This is a genomic window from Methylobacterium sp. B4 (genome assembly GCF_003201865.1).
GTDB lineage: Bacteria > Pseudomonadota > Alphaproteobacteria > Rhizobiales > Beijerinckiaceae > Methylobacterium.
Window position 1 is genome coordinate 67,302 of record NZ_QJJJ01000017.1, and the last position, 16,192, is coordinate 83,493.

Annotated in this window: 13 protein-coding genes and 1 riboswitch; of the genes, 9 read left to right on the forward strand and 4 right to left on the reverse strand. The window is 65.1% G+C overall.

Annotated elements, in window-relative coordinates; genetic code table 11:
* Window positions 1-7 precede the first annotated feature (7 nt).
* Window positions 8-1,957, reverse strand: a complete 1,950-nt coding sequence (locus tag BY998_RS18120; protein ID WP_110353019.1) for a TonB-dependent receptor — start codon at window positions 1,955-1,957, stop codon at window positions 8-10.
* 155 nt (window positions 1,958-2,112) lie between these two features.
* Window positions 2,113-2,308: riboswitch (cobalamin riboswitch) on the reverse strand.
* Between the two features lie 207 nt (window positions 2,309-2,515).
* Here BY998_RS18120 and BY998_RS18125 point away from each other — a divergent pair.
* Both BY998_RS18125 and BY998_RS18130 read left to right on the forward strand, forming a co-directional pair.
* Complete coding sequence (locus BY998_RS18125; protein ID WP_110352998.1) at window positions 2,516-3,151, forward strand: DUF938 domain-containing protein; 636 nt, start codon at window positions 2,516-2,518, stop codon at window positions 3,149-3,151.
* A complete protein-coding gene (locus BY998_RS18130) occupies window positions 3,148-3,870 on the forward strand; it encodes an SDR family NAD(P)-dependent oxidoreductase (protein ID WP_110352999.1) in 723 nt (240 codons plus the stop codon). The genes BY998_RS18125 and BY998_RS18130 overlap by 4 nt, the downstream gene beginning before the upstream one ends.
* Window positions 3,871-4,187: 317 nt before the next feature.
* Here BY998_RS18130 and BY998_RS18135 read toward each other — a convergent pair whose 3' ends face one another.
* A complete protein-coding gene (locus tag BY998_RS18135; protein WP_110353000.1) occupies window positions 4,188-5,267 on the reverse strand; it encodes a putative sulfate exporter family transporter in 1,080 nt (359 codons plus the stop codon).
* A gap of 130 nt (window positions 5,268-5,397) precedes the next feature.
* Window positions 5,398-6,705, reverse strand: coding sequence for an MFS transporter (locus BY998_RS18140; protein WP_110353001.1), 1,308 nt, complete (start codon window positions 6,703-6,705; stop codon window positions 5,398-5,400).
* 280 nt (window positions 6,706-6,985) lie between these two features.
* On the opposite strand from BY998_RS18140, the gene BY998_RS18145 reads away from it, so the two are divergent.
* From BY998_RS18145 to BY998_RS18170, 6 genes are read left to right on the forward strand one after another with little or no spacing between them, the layout of a single operon-like run.
* The gene (locus tag BY998_RS18145) at window positions 6,986-7,801 is read left to right on the forward strand and encodes an IclR family transcriptional regulator (RefSeq protein WP_110353002.1); all 816 of its coding nucleotides are present in this window, start codon (window positions 6,986-6,988) and stop codon (window positions 7,799-7,801) included.
* A 16-nt stretch (window positions 7,802-7,817) separates the two neighbouring features.
* Window positions 7,818-8,981 carry a CoA transferase gene (locus BY998_RS18150; RefSeq protein ID WP_110353003.1) on the forward strand — a complete coding sequence of 388 codons (1,164 nt, stop codon included), beginning with the start codon at window positions 7,818-7,820 and terminating at the stop codon, window positions 8,979-8,981.
* 9 nt (window positions 8,982-8,990) lie between these two features.
* Window positions 8,991-9,734: an enoyl-CoA hydratase/isomerase family protein gene (locus BY998_RS18155; protein WP_110353004.1), complete on the forward strand. Its 744-nt coding sequence runs from the start codon at window positions 8,991-8,993 to the stop codon at window positions 9,732-9,734.
* Complete coding sequence (locus BY998_RS18160) at window positions 9,731-10,558, forward strand: CoA-transferase (RefSeq protein WP_110353005.1); 828 nt, start codon at window positions 9,731-9,733, stop codon at window positions 10,556-10,558. Before BY998_RS18155 ends, BY998_RS18160 begins: the two co-directional genes overlap by 4 nt.
* Window positions 10,551-11,282, forward strand: a complete 732-nt coding sequence (locus BY998_RS18165) for a CoA-transferase (protein WP_110353006.1) — start codon at window positions 10,551-10,553, stop codon at window positions 11,280-11,282. The genes BY998_RS18160 and BY998_RS18165 overlap by 8 nt, the downstream gene beginning before the upstream one ends.
* 30 nt (window positions 11,283-11,312) lie before the next feature.
* On the forward strand, window positions 11,313-12,788 hold the full coding sequence (locus BY998_RS18170; protein ID WP_110353007.1) for an AMP-binding protein: 1,476 nt from the start codon (window positions 11,313-11,315) through the stop codon (window positions 12,786-12,788).
* 635 nt (window positions 12,789-13,423) lie between these two features.
* On the opposite strand, the gene BY998_RS24015 is transcribed toward BY998_RS18170, so the two are convergent.
* On the reverse strand, window positions 13,424-13,630 hold the full coding sequence (locus tag BY998_RS24015; RefSeq protein WP_146221799.1) for a hypothetical protein: 207 nt from the start codon (window positions 13,628-13,630) through the stop codon (window positions 13,424-13,426).
* A 1,315-nt stretch (window positions 13,631-14,945) separates the two neighbouring features.
* On the opposite strand from BY998_RS24015, the gene xoxF1 reads away from it, so the two are divergent.
* Window positions 14,946-16,192 (forward strand): lanthanide-dependent methanol dehydrogenase XoxF1 (gene xoxF1, locus BY998_RS18175; protein WP_110353008.1); only part of this gene is annotated, 1,247 nt, incomplete at its 3' end.

A 16,192-nucleotide genomic window follows, 5' to 3' on the forward strand; every position in this document is an offset into this window, starting at 1 on the left:
CGTCACCTCAGAACGTGGTCATGCGCACGCCGCCATAGACGGCGAGCCCCGGTCCGAGGAACCCCGTGGGGTTCTCGTAGCGGCGGTCGAACAGGTTATCGATGCGACCGAACACGCTGACCGTCTCGCTGACATCGTAGCTGACCGCGAAGTTGACGAGGGTGAAGCCGGGGTTCTTCAAGCGCGGGACGGAGAAGTCCCGGTTGCCGTCGACGAAGGAGCCGAGCACGATCACTGTGCCGCTGAAGGTCAGGCCTGGTAGCGGGTTCCAGAACGCCGTGGCGCTGCCCTTGTGCCGTGGCCGGCGCAGAAGCTCCTGGTTGGTAATCTCGTTCTTGGTGACGGTGTTGGTGTAGTCGACCCGGCCCGACAGCGTCTCCGAGAACCGCACCGAGACGAACGCCTCCGCGCCGTAGGACACGGCCTTGCCGACGTTCTCGTTCGAGGTGAAGCTTGCGTTGGTGTTGATGAGGTTGGTGAAGTCGTTGCGGTAATAGGTGGCTCCGACCAGGACCCGGTCGCCGAGCGGCTGCTCGAAGCCTGCATCGTAGCCGAGGCTCTCCTCGGGCTTGAGGTTCGGGTTGGCAAAGAAATTGAACGCCGGGAAGCTCTGGTAGAGTTGGCTCAGCGTCGGCGCCTTGAAGCCGGTCCCGACGCTGCCCTTCAGGCGCGTGTCGGTGAAGGGCAGGATGTAGCTCGGCGCGACCCGGAAGGTGGTGGCCGGGCCGAATTGGTCGTTCTCGTCATGGCGCAGATTGGCGACGAGGAAGGCGCGGTCGAACGGTGTGAGCTGCACCTCGCCGTAACCCGCGGTGTTGCCGTTTCTCGCCCGCAAGGAGTCGGGAACGGAGCCCGGCGAGGTCGTGAACAGGCTCTCCTCGTCCCGCTGGGCGCCGAACAACACGATGTTGCCGGGCGAGAGCAGATAGTCGCCGCGATACTCGAAGCGTGTCCGTTCGCCCAGGCCTGTGGTGGCGTCGGGCGTCGCCAACGGGTCGAGAGGCCCCTGCTGCCGGTTGAACAAGTTCGAGTAGTTGATGGCGAAGATGTTGTGGAAGCCGGCGAACGGCGTCCATTCGGCCTCGTTGCGAGTGAAGACCTGCTGGACCGCCGCCTCGCTGCGGAAGGCCGCCAGTGCCGCCGGGAAGGTGCTGAAGTCGTCGCCGGTCAGCAGCAGCCGCGAGTTGATGAAGCGCGTCACCGAATTGATGCGGAACGTGTCGGTGAACTGGTAGCCGAACTTCGCCGAAACGGTCTCGTTGTCGTAGAAATTCGGACGGATCGGACGTCCGAACGGCACGAGGTCGGGCGGCGTGACGGGGGTTGCGGCCGCCCGGAAATGGGAGACCGAGACTGAGTAGTCGAAGCCGTTCTCGGAGCCGCTGATCCGGCCCGACTGGTTGAAGGTCCCGAACGAGCCGCCCTCCAGGCGCAGCGACGCCCGCGCCGGCCCTTCGCCGCGCTTGGTCGTGAAGGAAATCACGCCGCCGATGGCGTCGGACCCATAAAGGCCACTCTGGGGGCCGCGCAGCACCTCGATGCGGGCGAGGTCGTCCGTCAGGAGTTGGCCGAAGTCGAAGGACCCGTTGCCGTTCGACGGGTCGGTCGCGTCGATGCCGTCGATCAACACCTTGGTGTGGTTGGAGTTGGCGCCCCGGATGAAGACGGAGGTCTGGCCGCCGGGGCCGCCCGTCTGCACGACATTGAGACCCGGCACCTGCTGAAGCGCGTCCGGGACGGTGCGGCGCTGCTGCTGTTCGAGCGTCCGCTCGGTCAGAACGGTCACGCTCGATCCGACTTGCGCGGTCGGTGTCGGCACGCCTGTCGCCGCGACCGAGATCTCGTCGAGGCTCGTCTCGACGCCGGTCGGTGCGGCGGCGAAGGGCGCCGCCGTCTGCTGGGCGTGGGCGAAGGGTGCGGCGAACAGAGCCGATCCGGCGCAGAATAGAGCTAGCACGCTCCGGAGAGCGGAACCAAAGGGATAGGGCACAGGAGACAAGCCTCGGGCGACGGCAGTGGCACGTCACCGCGAACGAGGCCTCGGCTCACCGCCCCCAAGCAGAAGGGACGGCGCTTCGACACCCATCAGGACACCCCGCCCGACGCGTTTCGCGTGTGACCACGACTGACGGCAGGTCTCCTGGCTCACGGGTCGCTGCCCTCTCACCGTCTTCCCGGGCGAGGCTGCCCAGTGACATGGTGGCGGAAGGCTCGCCGCTTACAGTTGCGGGGGCAGCCGCGGCATCGGGTTACCCCTCACCGCGTTCCCTTTTGATCCCCGAGGGGAACCGTCAAGCTCACTTTCCCACCGCGACCCGACCCAGTCAATCAAGCTGACGTAGGGACTGCACGGCTGTTGCCAGACCGCTCCACACGAAAGCATCCCTTGTGTAGCATGTCCCTACGTCCGAGCCGCAGCTGCGCGCTTCGAGCTGAAGCGGCGTCGTTGCCTCGGGGCGGGCGTGTCGCCACGAAAGTGCATGCGCTCGGCATCGGCTGCCCCTACAAGAGCCCTATGCCCGATGCCCTGTTCTCGCCGGCCGCGGCTCGCAACGCCGCCCCGATCGCCGAGCTCCTCAAGCGCGTTCTCCCGCTCAGCGGCCTCGTCCTTGAGATCGCAAGTGGGTCGGGCGAGCACGCCGCTTACTTTGCTCGTGCGATGCCCGCACTCGTCTGGCAGCCCAGCGATCCGGATGAAGCGGCCCGTCGCAGTATCGTCGCCCATGCCGGCGCCGCCGGTCTGGGCAACATTCGGTCGCCATTGGCGATCGATGCGACCCGTCAGCCGTGGCCGGTGACGCGGGTGAACGCGGTTGTCGCGATCAACATGATCCACATCGCCCCCTGGGACGCGACCATGGGACTGATGGCTGGCGCGGAAGCGACGCTCGCGGAGGGGGGTGTGCTCTACCTCTACGGTCCCTTCCGGGAGGATGGCGCGCACACCGCACCGAGCAATGCCGCGTTCGACAGCAGCCTGCGCGCTCGGAATGTCTCCTGGGGAGTCCGCGATATCGAGGCAGTCACGGCGGCCGGCCGAGCGCACGATCTGCATCTGGTCGAGCGCATCGCGATGCCGGCCAACAACCTCAGTCTGATCTTTCACCGAGGCAGCCGAGGCTCCGCTGGAGACAGGGAGGTCGCGCCTTGACCACCCCAGCCAGCGCGGTCGTCGTCGGTGCATCCGGCGGCATTGGCAGGGCCTTGATCCGCGCACTCGCCGAGTCTGCGTCCCACGCTCCAATCTTCGCGCTCTCCCGCTCGGAATCGTCGGTCCCGAAGGGCGTTCGAACCCTTCCGATCGACCTGAGTGACGAGGCGACAATTGCGGCGGCGGCGGCCAGGGTCGGCGAAGCCGGACCGGTCGGCCTAGTCATCGTCGCCACCGGCCTTCTTCACCGGACCGGCGTCTTGCCCGAGAAAACGGTCAGGACGCTCGATCCCACCGCGATGGCCACCGTCTTCTCAGTCAACACGATCGGCCCAGCGCTCGTCGCCAAGCATTTCGTGCCGTTGCTGGCGCGACGGGAGCGATGCGTGTTCGCGGCCTTGTCAGCGCGGGTCGGATCGATCGGCGACAACCGACTGGGCGGCTGGTACGCCTATCGCGCCTCGAAGTCGGCGCTGAACCAGATTCTGCGAACGCTCGCGATCGAGGTTGCCCGCAGCCGACCGGAAGCGATCGTCGTGGGCCTGCATCCGGGCACGGTCGCCTCCGGCCTGTCGCGGCCCTTCCGGCCGGACCCAACGGTCGACGGCGTCTTCTCGCCCGAGGAGAGCGCAGCGCATCTCCTGAGCGTGCTGAACGGCCTAAGCGCGGACGACACCGGCGGCATCTTCGCCTGGGACGGCTCGCCGATCCCCGCCTGAGCGTGGTCTCGGCTGAAACGGATGCTCAGGACGACGCCGTGCGATCGTTTGGAGCGAAGCTCACTGAAGACATGCGCCATCAGCGGACCTCAAGCCTCCGCCGGACAGAGGACCCTTTGGCCTCGCGCCCGTTTTGGCCATTCATCCGATCATGACGAGGGGATCTCCAATACCGTTATTTGCAGACTGAACGCCTTGGAGCCGTACTGGGCTTTTCTTCTGCCGTGAGGTGGTCACAGCCAACTGCCACACCGCCGGATCAGATGCCGGACGTGGCAAGGCCCAACTCGAGTCTTCCAAAGGACTGATACAGCCCCTCAAACGATGCCGAGAGCGGAGATGAGGACTAGGCTGATGACGACCAGCATGAGGAGCGAGCCGGTGACGGCAGCCGTCACGCGGGCGCCGACCCGAGCAAGAACGCGTACGTCCACGCCGAGCCCGAGAGCGGCCATCGCCACGATGGTCAGGTAGCCCGCTACCTGGGTCAGCGGCTTCGCGGCCGCGCCGGGGATAAGGCCCAGGGAGCACAGGCCTGCGAGCGTCAGGAAGCCGATGATGAACCAGGGAACTAGCTTGACGAAGCTCACTCGTTCCGGACGCCTGTTGGTGGACAGGCCTTCACGCGGCAGTAACGGCGCGATCAGCGATAGCAGCACCACGACGGGCCCCAGCATGAGCACGCGCACGAGCTTGACCAGCGTGCCCACTTGCGTGGCAATCAATCCGACCGGAACGGTGGCCGCCAAGACCTGAGGCACCGCGTAGACCGTCAGACCGGCGAGGACACCGTACTGGTCTTGGGAGAGGGCAGCGATCGGGACGAACAGCGGCAGGCCGAGCACCATGAGCACGCCCAGCACCGCCGTGAAGGCGATCGCCGCGGCGACATCCTTGCTGTCGGCTCCGATCACCGGCGCCACCGCAGCGATAGCCGAGTTGCCGCAGATCGCGTTGCCGCATGCGACGAGAAGGGCCATGCGGGCGGGCAGGCCGAGGGCGCGGCATATGCCGTAGCTAATTCCGATCGCCAGGATGACGACGGTGACGATGCCGGCGAGGAGCGCCGGGCCGGACGCCAGAAGGGCGCCGACGCTCACCGTCGCGCCGAGCAGCGCGACGGCCACCTCGAGAAGTTGCTTGGCACTGAACGCGATGCCGGCTTGGAACCGGGGACTCGGCTGCCAGACCGTTCGGAGACCGAGGCCGAACAGGATCGCGAGGACGAGCGCTTCGATGTAGGGATGCCCGAAGCTTCGCTCCTCGAGAGTCTGGATGCCCGCCGCGATGACGGCGATGGTCAGGCAGAGCAGGACACCCGGCAACAGTTCGGAGACCGAGCCGGCCTTTGCTCGCGGGTTCGCCAGCGCTTCCCGTGCCGCCGTCTTCAGGCTCATGCCGATGGTCCTGTCCGATAACCCGTCCGAACGACGACACGTTCTCGGCGGTCGACGCCCGGGCGGAACCGTTTCCGCCCAGGCCATTCGCAAAAGCCTCGCGGCCCGCTCGCGCCGTCAGCGCGATCGATCAGGCGAGGCTCGCGGATGCAGTCGAGCGCCGCGCGATATGCGCATTGCGGTAGAGCGTCAGCGCGCCCACGATCGAGAACATCGCGGCGCAGGCGAGCCAGAGGCCCGGCATCGCTTTGTTGCCCGATGCATGGATCAGGTAGGTGCAGATCGCTGGCGTGAAGCCACCGAAGATCGCCTGGGCCAGGCTGTAGGCGAGCGAAAAGCCGGTGGCGCGCACCTCGGCGGGCATGATCTCGGTCAACGTGACGACCATGACGCCCTGGTAGCCGCCGTAGAGGAACGACATCCACATCAGCGTCGCCAGAAGCCGGCCGAAGGACGGGTCGGACACGAGCCAGGCCATGACCGGGTAGGCGGTGACGCCGATCAGCACCGAAAAGGTCAGGAGCACCGGCAGACGGCCGACGCGGTCCGACACCGCGCCCATGACGGGAACCCATACGAAGTTCGCGAGGCCGACGCAGACCGTGACGATGAAGCTGTCCTGATCGCTCAGCCCGAGCACTTGGCGCGCGTAGGTCGGCGTGTAGGCCGTGATCATGTAGAAGAACACGCTCGTCAGCGTGACGAGCAGAACGGCCTTCATGACGATCGCCCAGTTCTGGAGGAGCGAGCGATAGATCTCGCCGAGCGTGACACGACGGTGCTTGGCACGCTGGGCGAAATCCTCGCTCTCCTGCATCGAGCGGCGGATCCAGAACAGCACCGGGATGATCAGGCAGCCGATCAGGAACGGGATGCGCCACCCCCAGCTGAGCATCTGCTCCTCGGTGAGGAGGCCGCGCAAGGTGACGCCGATCACGGCGGCGAACACGACGGCGACCTGCTGGCTCGCCGACTGCCAGCTCACGTAGAAGCCGCGGTTTCCGGGAGTGGCGATCTCGGACAGGTAGACCGACACGCCACCGGATTCGGCGCCCGCCGAGAAGCCCTGGAGCAGGCGTCCGATCAGGACGAGGATCGGGGCGGCGATGCCGATCGAGGCGTAGGTCGGCGTGAAGGCGATCAGGGCGACGCCGACGGACATGATCGCGAGGCTCACGACCAGGCCCGCGCGTCGTCCGTGCCGATCGATGTAGGCGCCTAGCACGATCGCGCCGAGCGGGCGCATCAGGAAGCCGACGCCGAACGTCACCAGCGACAGCATCAACGAGACGAACTCGTTGTCGTTGGGGAACACGGCCTTCGCCACCGCGGCGGCATAGAAGCCGTAGACCATGAAGTCGAACATTTCGAGGAAGTTGCCGCTGACGACGCGGAAAACGTCCTTCTTCGTCGGCGGCGTTCTCACCGTGGCGTCCATGTTCCCTCTCCCGACATTGGGGTGGTTGTCATCCGGGCCTTCGCCGGAGTCGATGAACAGCATCTAAGTGTTCTATTATATGGAACGCCGTTTCATCTTTCACTACGCTATTGAATGGGGCCATTCTTCGTCAATCGAAAAATTGCAGCATAGTACTCGCGTTTGTTTGGCTGCCTAGCAATCTTCGTAAGGATTCTGCCAGTTGACCGGTCTGCGGCCTTGACGCGCCTCGGCATTCGGCACTAGCTTTCTGTGGAACGCTGTATCGAATAGTGGAACGATGGACAGCACGCTGATCAAAGGCTTGACGGTTCTCGAGCATCTCGCCGGCAGCGAGGCGCCGCGCGGCGTCAGCGACCTGGCCCGCTCCCTGAACCTCACGAAAAGCAACGTGCACCGCACGCTGCAGACGCTGGTCGCCGCCGGCTACGCGCGCGCCACACCGGCCGGCACCTACGAGTGCACGCTGAAGCTGTTCGAGCTGGCGAGTTCCGTCCTGGCCCGCATCGACGTGCGGCAGGTCGCGGAGCCCTACATGCGGGCGCTGGCCGAGCGGACGCAGGAGACGATCCACCTCTCGCTCCTCGACAAGGCGGACGTCATCTACCTGCACAAGATCGAGAGCCCGCACCCGGTGCGGGCCTATTCCTCGATCGGCGGTCGCGCGCCGGCCTACTGCGTCGCCTCCGGCAAGGCGCTTCTTGCCTACCAAGAGGAGGCGCTGGCGCAGCTGCCGGAGGTGCTTCAGGTCCACACGTCCCGGACGATCCCGAGCCTGGACCTCCTGCGCCGCGAGCTCGAACAGGTCCGGATCCAGGGCTTCGCGATCAATCGCGGCGAGTGGCGCGAGGGTGTCTGCGGGCTCGCCGCCATCGTCCACGATGCGATGGGGCGTCCCGGCGCCGCGATCGGCATCTCCGGCCCGGCCGACCGCCTGAACCCGGCCGCCCTGCGCCGCTACAGTGATGTCGTCGTCGACGTGGCCCGCAGCCTGTCCCGGGCGCTTGGCTACAATCCCATCACCCTCTCGTCACACCACGCGCCGCGAGTCGCTCAGGGCCACGCGCCCTCGGGCGCGACCGCCGAATTCGCCTGATCGAAGGAGTAAGGCTTTGCGACCGCTTTCCGGTATCCGGGTCATCGAGTTCTGCAGCGTCGCTGCCGGTCCGTTCTGCGCCATGCTCCTCGCCGACATGGGCGCGGACGTCATCAAGGTCGAGCACCCGGACGGTGGCGACACCATGCGGGCTTGGCCTCCGATCAGCGAGGGCTACAGCGAGAACTTCGCCTCGCTGAACCGCAACAAGCGTTCGGTCACGCTCGATCTCAAGGATCCGGCCGACAACGCGCGGGCGCGGGACCTCATCCGCTCCGCCGACATCGTGCTGGAGAACAACCGCCCAGGCGTCATGCAGCGTCTCGGCCTCGACTATGCGACCGTCAGCGCCGACCGGCCCGCCCTCGTCTACTGCTCGATCTCGGCTTACGGGCAGGAAGGGCCGCGCTCGAAGGAAGCCGGTTTCGACCTGACCCTGCAGGCGATGAGCGGCGTGATGAGCGTGACCGGCCAGCCCGGCGCACCGCCGGTCAAGTGCGGCGTGCCGATCTCGGATTTCGGCACTGGGCTCTACGCGGCCTACGCCGTCGCGGCAGCATTGTTGCAGGCACGCGCCACCGGCCGGGGCGTGCATATCGACGCCTCGATGTTCGGCGCCTCGCTGGCGATGGGCGCGCTCCAGACCAGCGAGTATTTCGGCAGCGGTCGCGATCCTCGTCGCCTCGGCTCCGCGCATCCGCGCAACGCCCCCTACCAAGCCTTTCGCGCCAAGGACGGCTACTTCGCGATGGCGGCGGGCAACAACGCCCTCTATCGCTCGGCCTGCGATGCGATCGAGCGCCCGGACCTGTCCGACGACCCGCGCTTTGCCTCGACGGTCCTGCGAGCGCAGCACCAGGTCGAGCTTCTCGAGATCCTGGAGACGCTCTTCGCGGACTACACCTGCGAGGAGCTTCTCGCGCGCTTCCGCGCGGCCGGCGTGCCCTGCTCGCCGATCAACAGCTACTCCGAGGCGCTCGCCGACCCGCAGGTCGCGCATATGGGCTGGGTGCAGCCGGTGAGGCTGCCGTCCGGCGTGGAGACGCGCACCTTCATCTCCCCCTTGCGGTTCTCCGGCGAAGGATTTCCGATTTACCGGGATCCGCCGGCTCTCGGCGAGCACAACGAGGACGTTTTCGGAGCCGACCAGCCGGTGGCCGCCCTGGCCCGGACGGCTTGAGGATCCGCGATGAGCGAGCTTCTCGTCGAGCGCGACGGCCCGACCCTGATCCTCACACTGAATCGGCCGGATAAGATGAACGCGCTCTCGGCCACTTTGGTCGAGGCCCTTCTCGAACAGGTCGCCGAGGCCGGCCGCGCCGGTATCCGCCTGCTCGTGCTCAAGGGCAACGGCCGCAACTTCAGCGCCGGGTTCGATTTCGGCGGCTACGAGGACCAGTCCGAGGGCGATCTGGTTCTGCGCTTCGTCCTCGTCGAGCAATTGCTGCAGGCCGTCCGTCACGCGCCCTTCGAGACGATGGCGCTGGTGCAGGGGCGCAACTTCGGCGCCGGCGTCGATCTGATCTGCTCCTGCGGGCGCCGCATCGGTGATCCGGACGCCACTTTCCGGATGCCGGGCCTCGCTTTCGGCCTCGTCCTCGGCACCCGCCGCTACGCCGGGCGCGTCGGCGAAGCCCGCGCCCGCGCGGTCCTCGGCGACGGCCTCGTCTTCGATGCCGACGAGGCGCTGCAGGACGGCTTCCTGACGGGCCGCGTCCCGGTCGCGGAATGGCCGGAGGCCGTCGCGAACGCCGTCGAGGCGGCGTGCCGGCTCTCGCCCGAAGCGGCCGCGGCCCTCTACGGCGCGACCACGGCCGACACGCGGGCGCAGGACCTCGCCGACCTCGTCACCTCCGCCGCCCGTCCGGGGCTCAAGGAGCGCATCGGCGCCTACCGCGCCCAAACATCGTCGCATCGGGAGAAGCGCCCGTGAGTCTCGGCACACCGAAGATTGTCTCCCTCAAAGACCTTGCCGCCCGCGTGACCGACGGTAGCTCGCTCGCCCTCGGCGGCAGCTTCCTGCACCGCGGCCCCTTCGCCCTCGTGCGTGAGCTGATCCGCCAGGGGCGCAGGGACCTGGAGGTCATCAAACAATCCCCCGGCTACGACATCGACATCCTTTGCCGCGCCGGGGCGCTCGGCCGGGCGCGCGCCGGCATCGTCGCGATGGAGGGCAATTTCGGCCTCGCACCGTGGTATCGGCGCGCGGTCGAAACCGGCCAGATCCGCCTTGAGGAGCATGCCTGCGCCAGCCTCACCGCGGGCTTGCGCGCGGCGGCCTTCGGCGTGCCCTTCATGCCCTGCGGCGGGATTCACGGCTCCGATCTGCCCGCCCTGAACGGCTGGAAGTCGGTCGAGGACCCCTACGGCAGCAGCGAGACGGTCTACGTCATCCCGCGGATCACCCCGGACTTCGCCGTCATCCATGCCAACGAGGTCAGCGAGGAGGGGGACGTGCGCGTCTACGGAACCTCGCACTGGGATCGCATCATGAGCCGGTCGGCCAAGCGCGTCCTCGTCGTCGCCGAGCGCGTCGCGTCGAGCGCTTCGTTCCGCGAACAGCCGGAGCTGACACTCGTGCCCCATTTCCTCGTCGAGGCCGTCAGCATCGTCCCCGACGGGGCTTGGCCCGGCTCATGCTGGCCGCACTATGCGGTCGATTACCCGGCGGTCGAGGCCTACATGGACGACGCTCCCGGCGTGCTCCAAGCCCATCTCGACGCGGCGCCCGAGGCGCGGGAGGCGGCCCATGTCTGAGTGGTCTCCCTTCTCCTACGTCGTGACGAACCTCGCCCGCTTCGTGCGGCCGAACGAGATCACCTTCAGCGGCGTCAACTCGGCCCTGCCGATGCTGGCCTGCCTGCTGGCCAAGCGCGCATACCCGTTCGCCTTCACCTACATCAACGTGGCGGGCGGCGTGGATCCGAGCCCGTCGATGGTTCCGATCTCCTCCTCCGACCCGGTGCTGGCGGAGGGCTCCCGCTCGATCTTCGCCAACGAGGACTTCTACGACCTCTGCACCCGCGGGAAGATGGACCTCTGCTTCCTCGGCGCGGCCCAGGTCGACGGGCTCGGACGCACCAACGTCTCCTGCATCGGCGATTGGCACGCCCCGAAGGTGCGCCTGCCGGGCGGCGGGGGCGGCGCGGTGATGCTGCCGACCGCCCGCCGGGCGGTGACCTGGCGAACCGAGCACTCGCGCCGGACCTTGGTCGAAACGCTGGATTTCGTCACCGCTTCCGGCGGTATGCACGGCGTGGTGACGCCGATCGCCGTCTTCACGAAACGCGACGGGCGCCTCGTCCTGGCCTCCTGGCATCCGGAGGCAAGTCTCGACGAAGTGCGGGATCGGACCGGGTTCCGCTTCGAGGCCGACGGCGCGGAGCCGACGCCGCCGCCGACCCCGACCGAAGCGGAGGCACTCGCCGCCCTCGACCACGACGCCCGGTTCGAACGCGATGCGGCGATCCGCCTGCGCTGACACAAGAACCTTAATGAGAGGAGCGAGGGCATGACGGACTCGATCAGCGCGCGCCTGCGAGAGGCGATCGCGCAGCATGCGCAGGCCGGCCGGACGGCCATCGCCGGACCTGAAGCCCTTAGCTATGCCGAACTGGGTCGGCTGATCGACGGCTACGCCGCGGGCATCAACGATTGGGGCATAGAGCGCGGCGCCAAGCTCGGCCTCATCGCGCCGAAGAGCATCGCCGCGATCGCCGCATATTTCGGTGCGATGCAGGCAGGCGCCTGCGTCTGCTTCATCGAACCCGGACTCGCGCCCGAGGTCGTCGCCGAGCAGGCGGAGACCGTCGGCATGCGCCACCTCGTCGTCGATGAAAGTCTGATCGACCGCTTCGCCAATCGATCGCCCCGTTGCCCTTCGGTGCGGGCTTTGAACACCCTGAACGGCGGCGGCGCTTTCATGGACGACGGCCTGAGCAGCGACGACAGCGCGATGCTGCTGTTCACCTCGGGCAGCACCGGCCGCCCGAAGGGCCTCGTCCTGCGTCACGGCAGCCTGATCTGCAATGCGGACGGGGTCCTACGCCACACCGGCACGAACCCGCGGGACCGCCTCCTCCACGTCATGCCGCTCTACCATACGAACGGCGTCAACAATCAACTGATCGTTCCCTTTCTGGCCGGCGCCAGCCTGATCCTCCACGACCGCTTCAAGCCGGAGACGGTCATCGAATCGCTGCGGAACGACGGGCCGACCTACATGACCGGCGTACCGACGATCTACGCGCGGATGCTCCCGCATCTCGAACCCGGCGAACGGTTTCCGACGCTCCGCTTCCTCCGCTGCGGCTCGGCACCGATCACGCCGACGCTTCACCAGCAGATCGAGGCGGCTTTCGGCGTACCGCTGCTCGTCTCCTACGGCCTGTCGGAGGCGACCTGCACCTCGACGATGAATCCGCCCGAACATCGCAAAATCGGTACGATCGGCACGGTGCTGTCCGGCCAGACCGTCCGCTTGTTCGATCCCGTCACCAACGTTGAGGCAGCGCACGGAAGCGAGGGCGAGATCCGGATCTCGGGGCCCGCCCTCATGGCTGGATATCTCGGAAGCACGGAGCAGCCGATCGTCGACGGCTGGCTGCGGACGGGCGACCTCGGGCGGTTCGACACGGACGGCTTCCTGTCTATCACGGGTCGCATAAAGGACGTGATCATCCGCGGCGGCGAGAACATCTCGCCCGCCCTGATCGAGCGTCACCTGACGACCCATCCGGCCATCCGCGACTGTTGCGTGGTGGGTGCACCGGACGCCGATCTCGGCGAGGTGCCGATCGCCTTCGTGGTTCTGAAAGAGGGGGAACGACTCGACGAGCCCGCTCTCAAGGCGTTCGTGAAGGGCTCTCTCGCGCGCATCTACGTCCCTGCCGAGATCCGGGGCATCGATGTGTTGCCAACGAACAGCGTCGGTAAGACCGACCGAAAGGCGCTGCGGACCGTCTTGGCGATCGAACCTCATCGCTAAGCCCAAGTCACATGCAGGCAATTATGCCGGCATGTTTGTGCCTAAAGTAATGCCCGTATGCTTGTTGCTAGCCTGATCTCCACTCCTCTTCAAGTCTTGCATGCACTTGGTGGGACCCTTCCCCACCCTGATGATGGCGGATCGGGCAAACATTCGAGTGCACTCGGCCTACGGCAAGTTTTCCTGCGTAACTGTGACTGATCGCAACATCCTACCCGCACGAAGATGTCTGCAACGTTGTCTCGGCAGTTTAGCAGCAAAAATGGGCCCGGGGCAGCCGCGGTGACGGCCTGACGCTGTGGTGGCGGCGCGCGTGGGTTTGGGCGTCCGGAGCCCCGCCTCGATCCGTGCCTGATAGGCCGCGATTTCGAACGGCTCGTTGATGCCATTGCAGTTCGTGTCGAAGTCTCGATGCAGCGCACTGCTGGCATGGATGGCCGCGATCCGCTGCTGCGTTGCGGTGTGGGCTGCGTCGGCCACTCCGAACGAACAGGCCCCCCTGCCGGACGCTTCCCCGACGCGGTGCGTTGGCCGCGGCAGGGGTTGCAACCTGCACGCCCACGACAATGGTTCAGAACCAGGCCCGGCAGTTGAGGAAAGCTCGGCGGCGCCCGTAAGCTGATGCGCTTCGCATATTAGGCGCCCTTCTTGTTGGTGAGCGCCATCACCATGCTCGCTGACATCAGGCGCTGCCGCCCGCCCCGGTCACCGCGCACCACGATGGCCTCGAAACCTCGTCGCGGTGTGCGCGTATCGACTCTGGTGGCCAGGTAACGCAGGACCGCTGGCGATACCGACACCTCAGCTGAGCCAGATGCCGCAAAGCGGTGCAGTTTGGACATGACGCCTGCGATGGTCCGAACGTTATCAAGATCGGTGGGATCAAGCCGCAGCCGCAAAAGAGAAGGGAGGCAATTGATCCGATGAAAGAGGCCACGCCAGCCGGCCAGATTAACTCTATAGACACACAAATGGCGAACGTCGAAATTGATGTCATTTATCGCCGCAAAATTAGCGCAGATAGAGCAAAAAATTCGATAATATCTAAAGCAGCGGCATCCACACCGGTCATCGTTGCGTCTCGCGAGCGGGTTTATTTCCTAAATCATAGGATGTTATTTCGATTTTGATCGATATCGACGTTTATAGTGCACATCGATGAGGGGTAAAGCTGAAATATCACATCCTTTTCATGAGGAACACAATTCTCGCTCTATCCCGGGCACATCATGATGCTGAAAGCGGCAACGATCGATCGCGTCAGCACCTGCCTCCTAGCCGGCTATCGAGCGATCCGGTTGGATCCGTTTTCCTGATCCACAAACTGACAAGTCGAAAAGAGCGCCGTGCTGCAGCCAGGCACCGGACCTTGCGGTAAACATTCCTGTGGCTGCTTGCCAGCCGGTCAAACCAAAATTGCCAAAATCTCCCAGTTTATCCAAGGTAAATTGGCATACTAAACCGTTGTCATTTATGAGATCATTGCCAAACTTTCCCACTGCTTGACGGGAGGACAAGGCTTCTGCACTTATGGTCTTGGCTGACGTTTTGCCTGCGACCAGAATGTTTTTTGCAGGACTAAAGGCCTAAAATGCGGCATGCAGGTTGGGCTGGCTTCATCACACTTGTTACAGCGATGAGACGAAGGTCAGGCCTTGATATGAAAAAACGGCGAGGCCATCAGACCCCGCCGTATCAGTAATGGGTTCCTTCGAGAGCGGTACTTCCAGAAGAATTTCCCCATCTAGTCGCATGAAAAACATATTGGGGGCGGCCGGGCGGTGTCAACGATGAAAGGACGTTCAGAAGCCAGCGGTTTCATATAAAGATCTTATGATATTTTGGCATATCGTCTTGGATAATTCTATTTATCCGGGCCTATTATCATGCTCTGTTGCAGTGCGACATGCCAAATTATTGTGTCGCACTTACGTTTTTCTTATTGCATCTGTCTTATAATGCCTTAAAGCCTTCGGCTGGCCGGACTGGGATGCACTCTCCTTCTGGAGTATGCCCCCTAGAGCGGTTGACGGCAGATTTGTCTTCAGCAGAGGCCGTCCCCTGAAAGAGACCGGTCATAACGGTCACGTAGTGCACGGAAATTCGCGCCGTCGGCACGTTCCTGTCCGCCGGTGTGGGTTCCAAGCGGAGGAATCCATGAGAGCGGCACATCTCCTCGCACTCGGTGCGGGTCTCGCAGTGGCCACCCCGGCCCTCGCGAACGAAAGCGTCCTGAAGGGAATCGCCAATCCGGCGGAGCAGGTGCTTCAGACGGTCGACTACGCCAACACCCGCTATTCCAAGCTCGACCAGATCAACGCCAACAACGTCAAGAACCTCCAGGTCGCCTGGACCTTCTCGACCGGCGTGCTGCGCGGCCACGAGGGCTCCCCGCTCGTCGTCGGCAACATCATGTACGTCCACACCCCCTTCCCGAACATCGTCTACGCGCTCGATCTCGACCAGGGCGCCAAGATCGTCTGGAAGTACGAGCCCAAGCAGGATCCGTCCGTGATCCCGGTGATGTGCTGTGACACGGTCAACCGTGGCCTGTCCTACGCCGACGGCACCATCATCCTGCACCAAGCCGACACCACGCTCGTCTCGCTCGACGCCAAGTCCGGCAAGGTGAACTGGTCCGTCAAGAACGGCGACCCATCCAAGGGTGAGACCAACACCGCGCACGTGCTGCCGGTTAAGGACAAGGTCATCGTCGGCATCTCCGGCGGCGAGTTCGGCGTGCAGTGCCACGTCACCGCCTACGACCTGAAGTCGGGCAAGAAGGTGTGGCGCGGCTACTCGGTCGGCCCGGACGATCAGCTCCTCGTTGACCCCGAGAAGACGACCCATCTTGGCAAGCCGGTGGGCAAGGACTCCTCGCTGAAGAGCTGGGAAGGCGATCAGTGGAAGACCGGCGGCGGCTGCACCTGGGGCTGGTTCTCCTACGATCCCAAGCTGAACCTGATGTACTACGGCTCGGGCAACCCCTCGACCTGGAACCCCAAGCAGCGTCCGGGCGACAACAAGTGGTCCATGACCATCTGGGGTCGTGACGTAGACACTGGCATGGCCAAGTGGGTCTACCAGATGACCCCGCACGACGAGTGGGACTACGACGGCGTCAACGAGATGATCCTCACGGACCAGAAGTTCGACGGCAAAGATCGCACGCTCCTGACGCACTTCGACCGTAACGGCTTCGGCTACACACTCGATCGCACCACCGGCGAACTGCTCGTCGCCGAGAAGTACGATCCGGTCGTGAACTGGGCCACCAAGGTCGACATGGACAAGAAGTCACCGACCTATGGCCGTCCGCTGGTCGTGTCGAAGTACTCGACCGAGCAGAACGGCGAGGACGTGAACTCGAAGGGCATCTGCCCGGCGGCTCTGGGTACCAAAGA